Below are 18,701 nucleotides of genomic sequence, written 5' to 3'. Positions count from 1 at the left end.
CTCAGGGGTGGCTTCGTCGGACGGTGGTCTCAGTGCGTCGAGCGCAGCACGACCTGGCGGGCGCGGTACTCGTCGGTGTCGATCTCACCGCGCGCGAAGCGCTGGTCGAGGATGCGACGGGCTTCGTCGCTCCCGTCCCGGACCTGTTGGGGATCACTGCGGGTACCCCTGAAAAGGGCCACGACAGCAACAACCACCAGTGCCCAGAAGGCGATGGCCGTCAGGCTCATCAACAGCCATCCCGTCCAACCCATGCCGTCGTTCCACATCATTGTCCTCAGCTCCTTCGTTCTCGATGCCCCACTGTCGAACAGCGACCCGGTTCACGCGGCTGCGGTTCTGTGAAGGTTCGCTGAAGAAGCGCTCAGGCTGAGGAGTCCGGTCGGGTCCGGGCGATCGCGTCCTGCACGATGGGCTGATGGTCCACGACACGGCAAGCGGGAAACTTGGCCCCCGAACACCGTCGCGCGGCGTCCGGGCGCTGGTCGTCGAGGATGACCTGCCCATGGCGACCCTCATCGGCAACTACCTGGAACACGAGGGTTACGAGGTCCGCCTGAGCCATGACGGCGTGGCAGCCGTGCAGGCGGCTCGCGGGTTCGACCCCGACGTGGTGGTGCTCGACCTCGGACTGCCGGGTCAGGACGGGATCGAGGTGTGCCGTCAGCTGCGCACCTTCTCCGACGCCTACGTGGTCATGCTGACCGCACGGGCGGACGAGCTCGACACCCTGATCGGGCTGTCAGTCGGCGCAGACGACTACATGACCAAGCCGTTCAGCCCGCGCGAGCTCGTGGCACGACTTCGAGCGATGCAGCGCCGTCCTCGCCCCATCGACGGCGCGAATCACGGCCCTACCTTGCGCAGGTTCGGGACACTGGCCATCGATCCCATCGGACGCGACGTCTGGCTCGACGATCAGCCGGTGTCGTTGACCCGGACCGAGTTCGACGTGCTCGCCGTCCTGTCAGAGCGACCTGGGATGGCCTTCAGCCGACGACAGCTCATCGACCAGGTGTGGGGCGGGACGTGGGTGGGCGACGACCATTTGGTTGACGTTCACATCGGCCATCTGCGGCGCAAGCTCGGCGACGACGCTGGAGCCGCCCGCTTCATCCGGACGGTGCGTGGCATTGGGTACCGAATGGGGACGGGAGAATGACACGAACTCGGAGGGAGGCACGGGGGTTCGGCCGGGCCGGCTTGGCGCCGCGCTTGCTCATCGCGCAGACCCTCGTGCTGGTCGCCTGCGCCGTGACCTCGTGGCTTGTCGCATCCGTCGTCGGGCCAAGCATCTTCCATGACCACCTGCAACAGGCCGGAGTCGGTCACTCCCCCAGCGAGGCCGCCCACGTTGAGGAGGCGTTCGGGTCTGCCCTGCTCATCTCGCTGGGCGTCGCACTGACCGCCTCCGTTCTCCTCGCCCTCGGGGTGACGGCATTCTTCACCCGGCGCGTGCAGCGCTCCACGGCCGCCGTCGCCCACTCCGCCTCCAGGATCGCTGGCGGGAACTACCAGTCACAGGTCCCGAGCCCCGGTCTAGGCGCTGAGTTCGACCAGCTCGCCACCACCATCAACGACCTCGCACAGCGCCTCGGAGACGTAGAAACCACCCGTCGTCGCCTGCTGGCCGACCTCGCGCACGAGATGCGCACCCCGCTGGGGAGCATCGAGGCCCACTTGGAGGCGATCGAGGACGGCATACGCAGTCTCGACCACGCCACTCTTGAGGTGTTGCACGGCAACACGACACGCCTCCAGCGACTGGCCGAGGACATCACGGCCGTCGCCCGTGCGGAGGAAGGCGGGCTCGACCTCCGACCGGTGCCCACGGACACGACCACCCTGGTCGAGTCGGCAACAGCGGCTGCACACAACGCGTACGACGTAAAACAGATCGCCCTCGACGTGGACACCCGGCCTACGGGCACCGTCCTGGTCGACCCGGACCGTATGGCCCAGGTGCTCGCCAACTTGCTCGATAACGCGCTCCAGCACACGCCTCCCGGCGGACGGGTTCGAGTCGCGGTACGCAAGCCCGACCCCGACTGGGTCGAGATCACCGTGACCGACAACGGCGAAGGCATCGACGCCCACCATCTGGTCCACGTCTTCGAACGGTTCTACCGCGCCGACCCGGCCCGCAGCCGCGTGCGCGGTGGTAGCGGTATCGGCCTGACCATCAGCAAGGCGCTCGTCGAAGCCCATGGTGGAGGCCTGTCCGCCTCCAGCCCTGGCCCCGGCGGCGGAGCCGAGTTCACACTCCGACTTCCCCTCGACCGGGCGTAGCCAGGTGGGCCGGCCGCGGCACACCTGTGTGGGCTTCACTGAAACTTCATAGGACCTCCGACGAACTCCTCGGTTGCCCTCACCAGACTGAGCGCTACACGACACGGCGAGGAGCCACGTGACCAAAGCACGCCGATCGCCGACCGCAGCTGTCTCAGCAGCTCGGCGCACCACTGGGGCAAGATCCGCACATGCACGCCCTGCTCCGCCGACCTTGAAGCAACGACGGTGATGCGGGCCGCTATCCCGCGACCGCGACGCAAGAGCGAAATCCCACCCACAGCACCTCTCGGAATATTACCCCTGGAGGGTATGTTGGACCTGTCGACATGGTGGAGGAGCGTATGAGCGAGAAGAGTCCAGCCCGGGTCGTGCCGGGCTACATCGACAGCAAGGACGACCAGTTGCGGCGGCTGCGGCGGATCGAGGGTCAGGTCCGCGGCCTGCAGAAGATGGTGGAGTCCGATACCTACTGTATCGACATCCTCACCCAGGTCTCCGCGGCCACCAAAGCGCTTAAAGCAGTAGCCCTCGGCCTTCTGGACGACCACCTTCGCCACTGCATATCCCATGCAGCGGCAGGGACCACGTCAGACCTCGACCGCCAGATCGACGAGGCCTCTGCCGCGATAGCGCGACTCGTCCGCTCGTAGCCCAACGCCCATACAGAAAGCGAAACCCGATGTCGCAAAACACTCCTGACATGTCCCTGCCGCTGGCGCAGTCGAACGGCTGCGCGTGCTGCGGCGGGACGTCGTCCGCACCCGACAACGCCCCTTCAAGCAGGGAGACCACCATGAACACCCAGACCTTTGCCGTCACCGGCATGACCTGCGGCCACTGCGTGTCCGCGGTCACCAGCGAGCTGAAGGACCTCCCCGGCGTCACCGACGTCGATGTCGACCTCGTCGCCGGTGGCTCCTCCACCGTGACGGTGGACGCCACGACCCCTCTCACGGACGAGCAGGTCGCTGCGGCCCTCGACGAGGCCGGCGACTACCACCTCGCCCGCGAGTAACGACACAGTGTGGCCCAGCCGGGCCCGGGGAAGGACAGCACCATGAGCACGCACGACGTTCAGCAGCACGACCGGCAGGTCGAGCTCGTGATCGGCGGCATGACCTGTGCCTCGTGCGCGGCCCGCATCGAGAAGAAGCTCAACAAGATGCCGGGCGTCAACGCCAGCGTGAACTATGCGACAGAGAAGGCGAAGGTCCACTTCACGACCGACGTGGAGCCTGACGATCTGGTCGCGACCGTCCAGGCCACCGGATACACCGCTGCCCTCCCCACCCCGCCGGTTCAGGGCCAACCCGTCGAGGACGCCGCACAGCGCACCAAGGACGAGGAGGCCGCCGCGTGGCGACAGCGCCTCACCGTCTCGGCGGTCCTGACTATCCCCGTGCTACTGATGTCGATGATCCCGGCCCTGCAGTTCGACAACTGGCAGTGGCTCTCCCTGACACTCGCATCCCCCGTCGTCGTCTGGGGCGCGCTGCCGTTCCACCGGGCAGCCTGGACGAACCTCCGCCACCGCGCCGCGACCATGGACACGCTGATTTCCGTCGGCGTCGGCGCCGCATGGCTGTGGTCCCTGTGGGCACTGTTCTTCACCCACGCAGGGATGACCGGCATGCGAATGCCCTTCGACCTACTGCCCAGCCGGTCCGACGGTGCAACCGAGCCGCACATCTACCTCGAGGTCGCGGCGGCGGTCACCACCTTCATCGTGGCCGGCCGCTACTTCGAGGCCCGTGCGAAGCGCACCTCCGGCGCCGCACTTCGCGCACTGCTCGACATGGGCGCCAAGGACGTCGCCGTATTGCGCGACGGTCCCTCCGGACCCACCGAAGTCCGTATGCCGGTCGCGCAGCTGAGCGTTGGCGACCGTTTCGTCGTCCGCCCGGGCGAGAAGATCGCCACCGACGGCAAGGTCGAGTCCGGCAGGTCCGCCGTCGACGCCTCCATGCTGACCGGTGAGTCCGTTCCCGTCGAGGCAGGCCCGGGAGATCCCGTGGTCGGCGCCACCGTGAACGCCGGCGGCCGACTCGTCGTACGCGCCACACGCGTCGGCTCGGACACCCAGCTGGCCCAGATGGCACGGCTCGTGGAGGACGCCCAGAACGGCAAGGCCGAGGTCCAACGCCTCGCTGACCGCGTGTCTGCCGTGTTCGTGCCGATCGTCATCGGGCTGTCGCTGCTCACCCTCGCGGCGTGGCTCATCACGGGCAGCTCAGCCACGGCAGCCTTCACCGCGGCAGTAGCGGTGCTCATCATTGCTTGCCCATGCGCCCTCGGCCTCGCAACCCCTACGGCACTCCTCGTCGGAACCGGTCGCGGCGCCCAGCTCGGCATCCTCATCAAGGGGCCCCAGATCCTCGAGTCGACCCGTCGTGTCGACACGATCGTCCTCGACAAGACGGGCACGGTCACCACCGGGCACATGGGCGTCGCCGCAGTTCACCCAGCCGCCGACGAGGACCTCGCGACGGTCCTGTCGATCGCCGGTCCGTTGGAGGACGCTTCCGAGCACCCCATCGCTCGCGCCATCGCCAGGCACGCCAGTGACGCCGGGATCGACTTCGCTCCGGTGGAGGACTTCACCAACCATGGGGGCAACGGAGTCTCCGGCACCGTCAGTGCTCACGCGGCCATGGTGGGCCGACGGTCATGGCTGGCTGACGAGTGGTCGCTGCACGTTCCGGGCGAGCTGGAGGCGTTCGCTGAGACAGCGGAGAATGAAGGTCGCACCCCGGTGTGGGTCGCCTGGGACGGCCGCGTACGCGCCGTCATCGTCGTCTCCGACACCATCAAGGACACCTCCGCCCAGGCGATCGCCGAGCTCCGCCACCTCGGACTGCGCCCCATCCTCGTGACCGGTGACAACGCCAAGGCGGCGCGAGCAGTTGCGACGCAGGTCGGCATCGATCACGACGACGTGATCGCCGAAGTTCTCCCTGCCGACAAGGTCGACGTCGTCAAGCGCCTACAGGACGCAGGCGCCGTGGTCGCCATGGTCGGCGACGGGGTGAACGACGCCGCCGCGCTCGCCCAAGCCGACCTCGGACTCGCGATGGGGACCGGCACTGACGTCGCCATCGAGGCCTCGGACCTCACCTTGGTCAGCGGTGACCTACGGGCCGCGCCTGACGCCATCAGGCTCGCACGCGCCACCCTGCGCACGATCAAGGGCAACCTGTTCTGGGCCTTCGCCTACAACGTGGCCGCCTTGCCTCTCGCGGCGTTGGGCCTGCTCAACCCGCTGATCGCCGGCGCTGCCATGGCGTTCAGCTCCGTGTTCGTGGTCAGCAACAGCCTGCGACTGCGCCGCTTCAGTCCCACACGCTAGGACTGGACGAACAGCTCCAGCACCTCCTGCTTGGCTACCTGGTCTGGCCGTTCCTACGCGTGCTGGCCGACGGAGCACGATCAGGTCGTCGCGGCCTGGATCTTCGGGCGACCCGACCGCGTTCATCGCCCGCCGCCTTCGGGGAGCGGGCGCCGACCATGAGCCGACGGTGCGACGGCACCGTCGGCTCGTGGTGTCTGGGCGTCAGCAGGTGTGGGAGGGGTCCCACATCGAGCTGCCACGGTGCATGCCGGGGTTGTGGGTCTGGTCGAAGCCCATGGACTGGGCGCATTCTCGAACATGCTGGCCGTACGTGGCGGCGTCAGAAGGTGCGGCCGATGCCGAGGTGGATGCCAGAACCACCCCGAGGGCAACGGATGCTGTTGCGGAAGCAAGTCTCAGTGCGAAGCGCGTCATGTGACGTTCCTTCTTGTCGTGGATGTTTCGTGGCTGGTTGCCACCGCGTTTCCGGAGAGGTCCGGAAGCGCTGACCCTTGATACAAGGTTCGTCGTACCCACAATGGGTGACGCTTGGTGTCGGGTTCGATGACACAACCCTCCTCGCCGGACCCGCGTTGCACAGTCGCATTTCCCGTGAAGGTTCGCTGAAGATGCGCGTCTCTGTTTTCGGGCTCGACTGGGCGCCGTGCACCGGCCCGACGCTTGCTGCGGTCATGACCCTCTCGGCCTCGACCATGAACCCCAGCTCATTCTCGTTGGCCTTCTCTTGCTCACGGGACTGTGGGAGGCGCTCACACGATGGCTCCAAGCAGAGCTCGTGTCGGGGTTCCAGATGCCGATCTGACGCCATTTTGGCGCGGGGGGAGATCGGGTCTAACATCTGATCATGCGCTCAGATGACCCCATAATTGGACTGGATGGCTGTTCGGTGCAGTGCGTCCACCCGGAGAAGGTGCAACTCGTGCTGGACGCCACGCTGCTGATGGACGACTTGAACCGCGCGGCTGCCATGTTCAAGCTGCTCGGTGACCCGACTCGCGCGCGACTGTTGTTCGCCCTTCTGGAGGCGGGCGAACTGTGCGTGTGCGATCTGGCCGCCGCGACAGGCACCCAAGAGGCAACGGTGTCCCAGTCCCTTCGGATGCTGCGCGCGTCCGGTGTCGTCACAGGCCGCAGGCAGGGACGCCTCGTCTTCTACCGGCTCGCGGACGCCCATGTGCGGATGTTGCTCGACCTGACCCGTGAGCACATCGCCCATGACGTCGACGGCGCCCGCGGCCTTGCCGCCGTCCCGGCCGACGTGCGCACATGAGTGGCGGTCACGGGCACGCAGCTGGAGCGCACAGGTGGCGGTTGCGCCTGGCGTTCGTCCTCGTCGCGGGCTACTTCGTCGTCGAGCTCGCTGCAGGGTTGATCTCGGGCTCCTTGGCGTTGCTGTCCGACGCCGGGCACATGGCCGCTGATGTCGTAGCCTTGGGTGCAGCCTTGGTGGCGACTCGCATCGCGACGCGCCCGGACAGCACCGGCCGGAGAACGTTTGGCTCGTACCGCGCCGAAGTTTTCGCGTCCGGGCTGGCCGTCCTGCTGATGCTCGGCGTTTGGGTCTACATCACCGTCGAGGCCATCGGACGCATCGGCGACGACGCCGAGATCGCCTCCGGACCAATGCTGATCGTGGGCGCCATCGGACTGGTGGTCAACCTCATCGCGCTCTTCTTGCTTCGCGGAGGAGCCAGCGAGAGCCTCAACGTCAAGGGCGCCTACCTGGAGGTGGTCGCTGACACCGTCGGCTCGATCGGCGTCATTGTCGCCGGGGTCATGGTGGCTGCCACCGGTAACGCGTGGTGGGACACCGGCATCGCCCTGGCCATCGCGGTCTTCGTCGCTGTGCGTGCCGTCATGTTGGGCCGCGAAGTCCTGAATGTGCTCGGCCAACACGCCCCAGCAGACATGGCCCCGGATGATGTCGAGCACGCGCTTGCGGCCGTTCCTGGGGTCACCAACGTCCACGACCTCCACGTGTGGACCCTCACATCCGGAATGAACGTCGCCACAGCACACCTCATGACCGACACCAACGCCGACGCACACGCCGTCCTGGACAGCGCCCGGACGGTCATGCGGACCAGGTTCGCCGTCGAGCACGCCACCCTCCAGGTTGAACCCGACACTCACACCGGATGCAAGGAGGTCACCTGGTGACCACATGGACCACCCTGGCAACGCCCGCCCGCCGGACGACTCTGATGCGCCGCGCGCAACTACTCGCTGGCGCATCCGTCGCCTACAACACGGTCGAGGCCGTCATCGCGATCACGGCCGGGAACATTGCCGGATCCTCCGCACTCGTCGGGTTCGGCCTGGACTCCCTCGTCGAGGTGTCCTCCGGGCTGGTGATCCTGTGGCAGTTCCGGCACCCCATGCCCGAAAGCAGAGAACGCACCTCTCAACGCCTCATCGCGATCTCGTTCTTCGCCCTGGCCGCCTACCTCACCGTCGAGGCCGGGCACGCCTTGCTCACCGGAGCCCAGCCGGACAGCAGCCCCATCGGCATCGGCTTGGCGATCGCCTCTCTCGCCGTCATGCCGTTTCTGAGCGTGTGGCAGCGACGGACCGGTCGCGAGCTCGGCTCCGGAGCCGTCGAAGGTGACGGCACCCAGACCCTGCTGTGCACCTACCTGTCCGCAGTGCTCCTGATCGGTCTGGTGCTCAACGCGTCCCTCGGCTGGACCTGGGCCGACCCGGTAGCAGCCTTGATCATCGCCGCAGTCGCCGCCCGCGAGGGTTGGGAGAACTGGCAGGGGGACGACTGCTGCACCCCCGCGGCCCTCTCCGCCGTGAGGGAGGGCTCCGCCGGTGCCACCGGTTGCGCCGACGACGCGTGTTGCGCCTCGGCACCGTCTGAAGGCGGCGAACGGACCAAAGCGGAGCGCGAACCTGCGCCGGTGACGCTCTCCCGGGGCGAGGATCGGCAATGAGCCGCCGGATGCCCGCCGCCGTGCGGACGGCGTTCGAGGCGGAACTACGCAAGGCGCGGAGGTCGGCGACGAGCGAGCAGCGTTGGGCGGCGCTGGAGCGGGCCCACATCCTCTCCCAGCCATGGCCCTGGCCGCACACGCAGGCGCACGGCGTCATGCTTCGCGCGGCGTGGAGGGACCGTGACCGGCGAGAAACGATCGGTCAGTTCGTCCGGCTCCTGGTCGCCGCTCCTGGATCGGCCCTCGGGCGCTACCCCGAGGGCAACACCGGCCGTGCGACCGTTCCACTGATGGCGCCGATGCCCCTCCCCACGGACCTCGCTGAGATCCTCGCTGACCGCTGAACCAAGCCGCCGTGACTTCAACCGGAACCTGACCTAGCCCTCACCCGTTCGCCGAGCGAGCCCTTCCCCTGCCTTGGAGATGTGACCCATGCAAGCCCCGAAGACCAACGCCGTGAAACGCAATGTCATCGTCTCGTCACTCGTCGTCGCGACCTTCGTCGCGCTCGTCACTGCTGCGCTGACTCTGGGCGCCAAAACCGCCGACCCCGCCGACCCTGCCGATGCCGCGACCGGGACGGCGACCGGGAAACTCGTCCGCGACGACAGCCACCGTCTCGGAGCTGCAGGAACAGGCGAAGTCGTCCTCGTCGAGTTCCTGGACTTCGAGTGCGAGTCGTGCCGTGCCGCGTTCCCCGTCGTGGAGGAGCTGCGGGCCACGTACGCAGGCAAGGTCGACTTCGTCGTGCGCTACTTCCCCATTGACAGCCACGCCAACGCGGTCAACTCCGCTGTCGCCGTCGAAGCCGCAGCCCAGCAAGACAAGTTCGAGGAGATGTACAAGCGCATGTACGAAACTCAGGCCGCCTGGGGTGAGCAGCGGGAGTCCAAGGCCTCGGTGTTCCGCGGCTTCGCGCAGGAACTGGGTCTCGACATGGCTGCCTACGACAAGGCCGTTGCCGACAAGGCGACTCTGGAGAGGGTGGAGCGGGACCGGCAGGACGGTCTCGACCTCGGCGTGCAGGGAACACCCACCTTCTTCCTGAACGGCAAGAAACTCGAACCGACGTCGACGCAGGACTTCCGCGACAAGATCGAAGCCGCCCTTAATGGCTGAGACCATGCAGGCCCCACCGCCCGTTCGGGCAGAGGCAGTAAGCCAAGCGGGACGGGGCACAGCATGGGCGTTCACGATCACCGGGCTCGTCGGACTGGCCGCAGCGTTCACCCTGCTGGTGGAGAAGATCGCTCTGCTCAAGGACCCGGCCTACGTGCCCTCGTGCAGCATCAACCCGGTACTGTCCTGCGGCTCGGTCATGAACACCGAACAAGCCGCAGCCTTCGGCTTCCCCAACCCCATCCTCGGCGTCGCAGGGTTCACCGCCCTCCTGACCATCGGCGTGGTCCTACTAACCCGGGCGACGTTGCCAGGGTGGTTCTGGTGGGGCATTCAAGCCGGGACGACCTTCGGGGTCGTGTTCGTGCATTGGCTCATCTTCCAAAGCCTCTACCGCATCGAGGCGCTGTGCCCCTACTGCATGGTCGTGTGGATCGCAGTCATCGCCGCGTTCGTCGCGGCAACCGCCCAGAACGCCACGAGCGGCCGGCTCCCACTTCCACCGCCAACCAAAGACATCGGGTCCTATGCCCCCAGCGTGGTCACCGTATGGCTCGTGCTCATCGCCGGACTCATCCTGGTCCAGTTCTGGGACTATTGGGTCACGCTGCGCAGGTGATCGGACGGGCGCTCCGTGGACCGTCTACCGGTGGCTCGGCCGCATGGTCGTGCCGGCCCGAATGCCCCGTCCCGCGATCGGGGATTCCCACCGCGTTCAGGCCGCGGCCGGGATGACCGGAGGCCATGCCGGTCCGTCTCATCGTGACCGTGCACGCACCGGCTGCGGGAGCCTCAATCCAGACGCAGGGATCCTGACCTTGGGCGATGACGTGGACATGGTCGGCCTCGGCAGCCATACCCCGGCGTGCGCGGCGGCCTGGTTGGCGGTGATCAACTGTTCGGCGCGGTGGGCCTCTCGGTCGCGAACCACCGGGGTGAGAGGGATCTCCCGGTTCGAGGTCAGGTCCTTGATCCCGACATGGGCGGCGTCGCCGCTGCCTGGAACAACGCCACCTCTGGGGGTGGTGCTCGCAGCGATCGCGGCGGCGTTGACGGCCCGGGCAGGGAAGGTCACGGCCGGGTCGGTGGCGACATCGTGGATCAGGTGGGCCAAGTCGGTGGACGAGGACAGCACCGTCGCCAAGGTTCGCGCTGCGGCGGTCAGGTCGATGCGGGCGACGATCACGTCACGGGCGGCCGTGCTTGAGCCGTCAACGGTGATCTCACGCAGGGCGGCCCGGGCCTCGGCGGCCGCCCCGGTCAGGGCGGGCAGGTCAGGGCGGGCGCCGTGGGCGGCGAGCTGGGCCCAGGATCGGCCGCTGGCCGCCCATGCGGCCCGAGCCGAATCCAGGGGCTGCTCGAGCCGGGTGGCGTACTGGAACTTGTCGATGGCACCGGTGTGCGCGGCGGCGGACAGGAGCACCGCGGCGTGCCCTAGGACCAGCTCCTGGGTTCGGGCGACCAGGCGCAGGTGGCCTGCGGTGGGGTGCGCGGCGATGGCACGGTGGGCGTGCACGTCCCACGCGGCCAGGGCGGTCGCGACCCGTGAGCCGAGCGGGGCCTGGCGGTGTTCACCGGCCAGGGCGACGGGGTACGTGCGGGTGACGTAGGCGCCTGCGACCTGCTCCACCGCGTCCAGGCGATTCAGGAAGGATCGGGGGACGCTGAGGCCGCCTGGCGCGGTGATCCTGCTTCGGGGGCTCAGGGTGGCCTCAATTGAGCGCACGTACTCGAGGACTGCGAGCCGCACACCGTGTGCGGTGAGGTACAGGGTGTGGATGATTCGGGTGCGGGCGGCATCGGCGTCGGCGCGCACGGCGGGGTTGCCCGAGTGGGGTGCACCGTGTCGGTCGACGAGCTCAGCTGCCCGGGCGAAGCTGTCCGCGATGCTTTGCAGCCGGGGCTCAGTGGGTCCGGGGCCGGGCCACCGGCCGCTGCGACTGCCGCGGTGCAGGACCGCGGTCATTGCCGCCACCCGCGCCATCGGGTCGGTGGCTGAGGAGCTCGCGGTCAGGGTCACTGACGGTGTGGGTAGGACTGACCACAGGGACGCCGCCGTTTGCACGACCTCGGGCCAGGTGCGCAGCATCGCGGCGGCGTTCAGGTCGCTGAGGTCGATGAGGACGTCGCGGGCGGTGTGCTCGGCGTCCAGGAGGAGCTCTCCGACGCTGCGGTGGTCGCGGCCGGTCATGGCGTGGACCGGACGATCAGGTCACGTAGGTCGGTCACCAGGGCCGTGGTTCCGGGCGGCAGGTCCTCGATCGGGTGCGCGCGGATCAGCTGCTCCGCGCTGCGCAGCAGTGCCAGCGGGTCGCGCTCGGCCGGCGCGGGGACGTCGTCGACGCTGACCCCCGCTGGCAGCAGCCGCAGCGCCTGCGAGGTCAGCAACGCCGCACACACCGCGAAGTCGCACTGGTCAGCGTCGGTCCCGGGCAGGTCGACGGCGCGGACCTCTGCGGTGATCAGGGACCGGGCGACGCGCTGAAGCGTCTCCACGCCGTCGGGGCCTGCGGTGGGGCGTGTGGGGTTCATGGCCTCTCCTTCACGGGTTCGTTTCCTTCACGATGCGCGCGGCTGCGCACGGAATCGCAGGGGCTGCGTCGATGTGTGGACGGCGCACGCCCCGGCACGTGGTTGTGCACGAACTGCGCCCACCTGCACGTCGATCACTGCTCGCCGGCATCGGTGGCGGCCTGCGCGAGGCGGCGCAGTCGGGCGGCCTCCCGGGTGGTCACCGACCCGGCGCACCATTGCGCCGCCTCAGCCGCGCCCACCCCCTCGTCCACGACCAACGCACGCAGGGCATTGCCGGCCTGGCGCTCGAACCGCGCCACGACGTCGTCGCGTTCCCGCAACGCGGACAGCACCTGCACGCCCAAGGCGGCGCACCTTCGGTCGCGCTCGAGCCGCTGGCGCATCAAGCCCGCCTGAGCCTCTGCCGCCGCGCGACGCGCCGCCTGCCGCCTGGCCTGCTTCCCCTGGTTCGAGTTCACTGCCCTGCTCCCCTTTGCTGATCGCCGGCACCTCCCAAAGCCACCGACCCGCCCACTTGTGGACACCCATCACCTGTCACGTCGAAGTACCGTCCCACCCCACCGACCGCGAACTACCCCCGTGACGCCCCCAGCCGTCACGTCCCTCCCCCAAAACCGTCAATCTCATGTCCTACACACCTCATGCACCCCCGGTCGTTTCAGTTTCAGCTACCTGTCCACTACAGGGCGGTCGGTGGCTTTGGTGGGTGTGACGATGAGCCTTCACAAGCTGACGGCGGGGTCGGGGTATGACTACCTGACCCGTCAGGTGGCTGCCCATGACCGCACCGAGGGCGCCCGTCCTGGCTTGGCCACCTACTACGCGGAGAAGGGCGAAGCGCCGGGGCGGTGGGTCGGGTCGGGGCTGGTCGGGATCGATGGCCTCGCGGTCGGGGACGAGGTCACCGCGGAGCAGATGCAGCTGCTGTTCGGGTCCGGTCACCACCCGCTGGCCGCGAAGCGGCAAGCCCGCCTGGCAGGCCCCGGTCTGACCGAGAAGGACTACCAGGGCGTTGCCCGGCTGGGCGCGCCGTACCGGGTGCACGCCGGCGACGTCAGCGTGTTCCGGCTCGAGGTCGCCCAACGTCTGGAGGAGCTCGCCGCAAGCCAAGGCCACCCCCGCGACTACCCGCTCACCGTGGACGAACGGGCCCAGATCCGCACCCAGGTCGCCGTGGAGTTCTTCACTGCCGAGCACAACCGCCCCCCAGCCGACGCCCGCGAGGTGGCGGCGACCATCGCCAAGCGTTCCCGCCAGCGCACCACCGCGGTAGCCGGCTACGACCTGACCTTCTCCCCGGTGAAGAGCATCAGCACCCTGTGGGCGGTCGCCCCCCGCGAGGTCGCCGCCCAGATCGAGCTGGCCCACCACGAGGCGGTCGGCGACGCGCTGGCGTTCATCGAGAAGCACGCCCTCTACACCCGCGAGGGCGCGCGCGGGGTGCGGCAGGTCGACGTCACCGGTTTTGTCGCTACCGCGTTCACCCATCGCGACTCCCGCTCCGGGGATCCCGACCTACACACCCACGTCGCCGTCGCCAACAAGGTGCAAACCCTGGCCGGGAAGTGGCTGGCCATCGACGGGCGGGTGCTGTTCAAGGCCAACGTCACCGCCTCCGAGACCTACAACACCGCCATCGAGAAGCACCTGCGGACCCGGCTCGGGCTCACTTTCACCGAGCGGGCATGCACCGACCGCAGCAAGCGCCCTATCCGCGAGGTCGTCGGTGTCGACCCGCGCCTGAACGAGCGCTGGTCCACCCGGCGCGCCTCCATCCAGGCCCGCCGCAGCGAGCTCGCCACCGCGTTCCAGTCCGACCACGGGCGCCCCCCGACCGTGATCGAGTCCATCCACCTGGCCCAGCAGGCCACCCTGGAGACCCGTGACGCCAAGCACGAACCGCGCACCCTGACCGAGCAACGCACCACTTGGGCACGAGAGGCCCAAGTGGTCCTCGGCGGCCCCGACGCGGTGACCGCGATGGTGACCGCGGCCCTGTCCTCCACGACCACACCTGCCACCCCGGGGGTGGATGCGGCATGGGTGCGCTCAACCGCCAGCACCATCCTCGACACCCTGCAGGGAGGGCGTTCGACGTGGCAGGTGTGGCATGTGCGCGCCGAGGCGCAGCGTGAGGTCCGGGCAGTGGACCTTCCACCCGAGCAGGTGGAGGCGGTGGTGGACCTGCTCGTCGGGGAGGTCCTCACCGCCCGCTCAGTGCGGATCACCCGCCCCCAGGACGATGTCGTCGAACCCGAGGAGCTGCGCCGCCGCGACGGCTCCAGCGTCTATGAGGCGGCCGGGTCGGCCCTGTTCACCGCCGCCGCGATCCTGGCCGCCGAGCAGCGCCTCGTCGAGACGGCGGGTCGCTGTGACGGTCGCAGAGCAGGCGAGGACGCGGTCGCGATCGCGTTGCTGGAGCAGGCCGCGAACAGGGTCACCCTCAACGCCGGACAGACCGCGCTGGTCCGTGGGATGGCGACCTCCGGGGCCCGACTGCAGCTGGCGATCGCCCCCGCCGGGACCGGGAAGACAACCGCCATGCAGGCTCTTGCGGCCGCATGGGCTGAGGACGGTGGGACTGTCATCGGTCTCGCCCCGTCCGCTGCTGCGGCCGCGGTGCTGCGTGAGCAGCTGGGCGCCGGCACCGACACCCTGGCCAAGCTGACCTGGTCCATCGCCGACCACGACCTGCCCGACTGGGCCGAGAACATAGGCGCAGGAACGCTGGTGATGGTTGACGAAGCGGGCATGGCCGACACCCTGTCCCTGGCCGCCGCGGTCGACTTCGTGGTCGGCCGTGGCGGGTCCGTACGGCTCATCGGGGACGACCAACAGCTCGCCGCGATCGGCGCCGGCGGGGTCCTGCGCGACATCGTCGCCACCCACGGAGCACTGCACCTGAGCGAGCTGATGCGGTTCGTCGACCCCGCCGAAGGCGCCGCCTCCCTGGCGCTGCGCGACGGTCACCCTGAGGCGCTCGGGTTCTACCTCGACCGCGACCGGATCCACGTCGGCGACCTCGCCGTGGTCACCCACGACGTGTTCACCGCCTGGGCTCGTGACCGTGGCAACGGCCTTGACTCGATCATGCTCGCCCCCACCCGCGAGCTGGTCTCCGAGCTGAACCAGCGCGCCCAAGCCCACCGCCTGAACAACACCAACTCGGGGGCTGGGGTGCGGTTGGCGGACGGGAACACCGCCTACGTCGGGGAGCAGGTCATCACCCGCACCAACGAGCGCCGGCTGCGGGTCAGCGCCACCGACTGGGTCAAGAACGGGGACCGGTGGACCGTCCTCGCCGCAGGAGTCGACGGATCGCTGAGGGTGCGGCATGCGCGTCACGGGCGTGTCATCACCCTCCCCCGCACGTACGTGACCGGCGCCACCGAGCTTGGCTACGCCACCACCGTCCACGGCGCCCAAGGCGTCTCCGCCGACACCATGCACGGCCTGGCCACCGGCACCGAGTCCCGACAGCAGCTCTACACGATGCTCACCCGCGGTCGACACGCCAACCATCTCCACCTGCAGGTCGTCGGCGACGGCGACCCCCACGCCGTCATCCGCCCCGAGAACCTCCACCCGCAAACCGCCATCGACCTGCTGCAGGGGATCCTCGCCCGCGACAACTCCCCCATCTCCGCATCCACGATGCTGCGGGAGCAGGCCGACCCCGCCACCCGGCTCGCCGACGCCACCGCACGATACGTCGACGCGCTCCACGTCGCCGCCGAGCACCACCTCGGACGGTCCACCATTGCGGGCCTTGACGCGGGCGCAGACCGGGTCGTGGACGGCATCACCGACGACCCGGCGTGGCCGACCCTGCGCGCCCGCCTGATCCTGCTGGGCGCTCACGGCGGCGACCCCCTCACCCACCTCCAGACCGCCGTGGGATCCCGCGAGCTCGACACTGCCGGCGACCGCGCCGCCGTCCTGGACTGGCGCCTCGATGACACCGGCCTAGGCAACGCCGGCCCCGGACCGCTGCCCTGGCTGCCCGGGATCCCCGCCGCCCTGCGCACCCATCCAACGTGGGGCACCTACCTGGCCGCCCGTGCGAACCTCGTCACCGACCTCGCTACCCAGGTCCACGACCGTTCCCACACCGCGCCGCCCCCCGTCTGGGCATGCCAAGGCCGCGGCCGCCTTGACGCCCGCACCTTGGCCGACATCACCGTCTGGCGGGCCGCGACCGGCGTCCCCGGCACGGACCACCGGCCCACCGGCCCCAAGCAGCCGGCCAAGGCCGCTGCCCTCTGGCAGCACACCCTCGACGCCCGCGTTACCGACGGACACTCCCCCGCACTGGCCGAGTGGGGGCCGCTACTCGAGGCGATCGCTCCCACCGTCCGCAGCGACGCGTTCACCCCTGTGCTGGCCGAGCGGCTCGCCGCGATCTCCCGCGCAGGCCTGGCCGCCCACCACCTCCTCCAAGCCGCCGCCCACGAGAGTGCCCTGCCCGACGACCACGTAGCCGCCGCACTGTGGTGGCGGATCAGCCGCCACCTCTCCCCCGCCGTCGCCACCCGGATCGACGACCGGCACGACCTCACCCCCACCTGGACCGCCCGACTCGGCACCGCACTCGGGCCCGACCGCGCCGCACAACTACAGGACAGCCCGTGGTGGCCGTCGCTGGTCACCGTCATCGAGCACGCCCTCGCCCGAGGTCAGGCTCTTGCAAGCGTCATCGGCATGGCCCGCGCCATTGATCCGGCCGTCGACGTCGACCAGTGCCAAGCCCTGGTGTGGCGCCTGTCCGTCCTGACCGACCAGCCCACGTCCCTCGACCAGGGCGAGACCCCGCCGCCCCCACCAGAGGACATCGATGCTGAGATGCCCGCGGATGCCGAGCCATGGTGGCCCGCCGACCAAAGTCACCTCGTCGAGGCCCCCACCCCAGACCAGTGGGCCCAACTCAACTCCGGTAGTCAAGGAGAAGAAACACGTCCGGACCAGGACACAGTCGCGGATGATGTCGCCACCGACCTCGCCGCCGCCGCCCTGTACCGGCAGTCCATGGGCGTGTTGGAACCCACCGACGCGGAGATCCAGCGGATGCTCGACCGGGCCGCGGCGTGGGACCACGCCGTCGCCGGCCCGGCACGTCTGGCCTTCGTCAACGCCATGGCCATGGACTTCTACGCCACCCGCGTGGACACCGGTTGGGCCGGCGCCTACCTAGACGACCGCCTTCCCGGGTGGCGGACGAGTCCTCACGTCTCCGCGGGGTACGCCCCGGCATCCTGGACTGCCTTGGTGGATCATCTGGGTGGACGCGGCGTCACCAACGACGAGCTCCTCGAGACCGGGCTCGCCATCCGCGCGCGCACCGGAACCATCATCGACCGATTTCGCGACCGCGCCATCCTCCCCATCACTCACGAGCACCAGATCCTGGGGTTTGTCGCCCGCCGCCACCCGAAGCTCACCGACGACGACCGGTGCGGACCGAAGTACCTCAACACCGCCGACACCGTCGTCTTCCACAAAGGCGCGCAGCTGTACGGGGCCATCTCAGAGCTGCTCGACAAGGGTGCGGTGCCAGTGCTTGTCGAAGGACCTTTCGACGCCCTCGCCGTGACCCTCACCAGTCAAGGCCGATACGTCGGCGTCGCACCACTGGGAACCGCCCTCACCGATGAGCAGGCCCGAGAGCTCGCCACGCTGAGCGCCCACTCGGTCGTCGCCACCGACGCCGACCTAGCTGGTCGCATCGCCGCCGAACGCGCCTTCTGGCTTCTCGCCCAACACGGTGCAGACCCGCTGGCCGTCGACATGCCCGAGGGGGCCGACCCCGCGTCCGTGTTCCACACCCACGGTCCGGCTGCCCTTCTCGACCTACTCGACAGAGCCCGCCCCCTCGCCGCAACGCTTATTGACGAACGGCTCGCCAACCTGCCTGCCAACGCCGCCGTTCAGGCAGCAGCCAGCATCATCGCAGCTAGCCCAGCGACATCCTGGGCCGCTCAGGCCAACACCGTTTGCGGCCGCACCATGACCCCCCTCGAGACCATCACAGGTGACCTGCGGACCGCCGCGACCCGTTGGAACAGCGCCCCAGCGGAGGTAGCGAGCGAACGCCTAGCTGAATCCGTGGCGATTCAAGCCCGCCTCCAAGCACACGCCCAAGACCCCGTGAGGCGTTGGGCCTCCCTCGCCGACGAGGTCCACCACGGCCTCAGCAGCCAGAGTGATTGGCCGGCACTCGCATACGTCCTCCAGTCGCTGGCCGACAATAACCATGACGTGGCACATGTGACCCGGGCCGCCGCGGATCGCCGTCCCCTCTCCGATCAGCCCGCACAAGACCTGCGGTATCGACTCATTGGGCTCCTGCCGCCCCCTGCACATGACAACCCGGTTCACGACAGCCCGACCGCGCCTGACCTGCCGAGTCGCAGACAACCACCCAGCATGCACCGCCCCATGCAACCGAGTCGCCGCGCGAACCGATGAGCTCG

At 69.0% G+C, this 18,701-nt stretch carries 17 protein-coding genes; 12 read left to right on the top strand and 5 right to left on the bottom strand.

The window, feature by feature from the left end:
• Positions 1-29 precede the first annotated feature (29 nt).
• Positions 30-272: an SHOCT domain-containing protein gene (locus JNB_RS01055; RefSeq protein WP_009774529.1), complete on the bottom strand. Its 243-nt coding sequence runs from the start codon at positions 270-272 to the stop codon at positions 30-32.
• A 146-nt stretch (positions 273-418) separates the two neighbouring features.
• Here JNB_RS01055 and JNB_RS01050 point away from each other — a divergent pair, with 146 nt between their 5' ends.
• The 5 genes from JNB_RS01050 (at position 419) to JNB_RS01030 (ending at position 5,638) form a co-directional block, all read left to right on the top strand.
• Positions 419-1,162 (top strand): response regulator transcription factor, encoded by a 744-nt coding sequence (locus tag JNB_RS01050; protein ID WP_009774528.1) that lies wholly within the window; start codon positions 419-421, stop codon positions 1,160-1,162.
• Positions 1,163-1,215: 53 nt separating this feature from the next.
• Complete coding sequence (locus tag JNB_RS01045; RefSeq protein WP_009774527.1) at positions 1,216-2,289, top strand: HAMP domain-containing sensor histidine kinase; 1,074 nt, start codon at positions 1,216-1,218, stop codon at positions 2,287-2,289.
• Between the two features lie 344 nt (positions 2,290-2,633).
• Positions 2,634-2,942, top strand: a complete 309-nt coding sequence (locus JNB_RS01040; RefSeq protein WP_192807982.1) for a metal-sensitive transcriptional regulator — start codon at positions 2,634-2,636, stop codon at positions 2,940-2,942.
• Between the two features lie 143 nt (positions 2,943-3,085).
• Positions 3,086-3,307: a heavy-metal-associated domain-containing protein gene (locus JNB_RS01035; RefSeq protein WP_009774525.1), complete on the top strand. Its 222-nt coding sequence runs from the start codon at positions 3,086-3,088 to the stop codon at positions 3,305-3,307.
• A 42-nt stretch (positions 3,308-3,349) separates the two neighbouring features.
• The gene (locus tag JNB_RS01030) at positions 3,350-5,638 is read left to right on the top strand and encodes a cation-translocating P-type ATPase (protein ID WP_009774524.1); all 2,289 of its coding nucleotides are present in this window, start codon (positions 3,350-3,352) and stop codon (positions 5,636-5,638) included.
• A gap of 204 nt (positions 5,639-5,842) precedes the next feature.
• Here the strand turns inward: JNB_RS01030 and JNB_RS20820 are convergent, their stop codons facing one another.
• Entirely contained in the window at positions 5,843-6,055 is a 213-nt protein-coding gene (locus tag JNB_RS20820; RefSeq protein ID WP_083784332.1) for a hypothetical protein, read from the bottom strand.
• Between the two features lie 430 nt (positions 6,056-6,485).
• Here JNB_RS20820 and JNB_RS01025 point away from each other — a divergent pair, with 430 nt between their 5' ends.
• The 6 genes from JNB_RS01025 to JNB_RS01000 all read left to right on the top strand — a co-directional run bounded on the left by JNB_RS01025 (position 6,486) and on the right by JNB_RS01000 (position 10,315).
• Positions 6,486-6,911 carry a metalloregulator ArsR/SmtB family transcription factor gene (locus JNB_RS01025; protein ID WP_050766557.1) on the top strand — a complete coding sequence of 142 codons (426 nt, stop codon included), beginning with the start codon at positions 6,486-6,488 and terminating at the stop codon, positions 6,909-6,911.
• Positions 6,908-7,801, top strand: coding sequence for a cation diffusion facilitator family transporter (locus tag JNB_RS01020; protein WP_040883437.1), 894 nt, complete (start codon positions 6,908-6,910; stop codon positions 7,799-7,801). Before JNB_RS01025 ends, JNB_RS01020 begins: the two co-directional genes overlap by 4 nt.
• Positions 7,798-8,577, top strand: a complete 780-nt coding sequence (locus JNB_RS01015; RefSeq protein ID WP_237700575.1) for a cation diffusion facilitator family transporter — start codon at positions 7,798-7,800, stop codon at positions 8,575-8,577. Before JNB_RS01020 ends, JNB_RS01015 begins: the two co-directional genes overlap by 4 nt.
• Positions 8,574-8,921, top strand: coding sequence for a DUF3703 domain-containing protein (locus JNB_RS01010; protein ID WP_202795210.1), 348 nt, complete (start codon positions 8,574-8,576; stop codon positions 8,919-8,921). Before JNB_RS01015 ends, JNB_RS01010 begins: the two co-directional genes overlap by 4 nt.
• Before the next feature lie 88 nt (positions 8,922-9,009).
• Positions 9,010-9,696 carry a thioredoxin domain-containing protein gene (locus JNB_RS01005; RefSeq protein WP_009774517.1) on the top strand — a complete coding sequence of 229 codons (687 nt, stop codon included), beginning with the start codon at positions 9,010-9,012 and terminating at the stop codon, positions 9,694-9,696.
• Entirely contained in the window at positions 9,689-10,315 is a 627-nt protein-coding gene (locus JNB_RS01000; protein WP_009774516.1) for a vitamin K epoxide reductase family protein, read from the top strand. The genes JNB_RS01005 and JNB_RS01000 overlap by 8 nt, the downstream gene beginning before the upstream one ends.
• Before the next feature lie 138 nt (positions 10,316-10,453).
• Here JNB_RS01000 and JNB_RS00995 read toward each other — a convergent pair whose 3' ends face one another.
• From JNB_RS00995 to JNB_RS00985, 3 genes are all read right to left on the bottom strand, one after another.
• On the bottom strand, positions 10,454-11,887 hold the full coding sequence (locus JNB_RS00995; RefSeq protein ID WP_009774515.1) for a hypothetical protein: 1,434 nt from the start codon (positions 11,885-11,887) through the stop codon (positions 10,454-10,456).
• Complete coding sequence (locus JNB_RS00990) at positions 11,884-12,228, bottom strand: hypothetical protein (protein WP_009774514.1); 345 nt, start codon at positions 12,226-12,228, stop codon at positions 11,884-11,886. The genes JNB_RS00995 and JNB_RS00990 overlap by 4 nt, the downstream gene beginning before the upstream one ends.
• A 134-nt stretch (positions 12,229-12,362) precedes the next feature.
• Positions 12,363-12,689 (bottom strand): hypothetical protein, encoded by a 327-nt coding sequence (locus JNB_RS00985; RefSeq protein ID WP_009774513.1) that lies wholly within the window; start codon positions 12,687-12,689, stop codon positions 12,363-12,365.
• Between the two features lie 256 nt (positions 12,690-12,945).
• Between JNB_RS00985 and mobF the strand changes: the two genes are divergently transcribed.
• A complete protein-coding gene (gene mobF, locus JNB_RS00980; RefSeq protein ID WP_040883432.1) occupies positions 12,946-18,696 on the top strand; it encodes a MobF family relaxase in 5,751 nt (1,916 codons plus the stop codon).
• Positions 18,697-18,701: the final 5 nt, after the last annotated feature.

This window comes from Janibacter sp. HTCC2649, assembly GCF_000152705.1.
Taxonomy (GTDB): domain Bacteria; phylum Actinomycetota; class Actinomycetes; order Actinomycetales; family Dermatophilaceae; genus Knoellia.
This window is presented reverse-complemented; position numbering and strand designations above follow the sequence as displayed.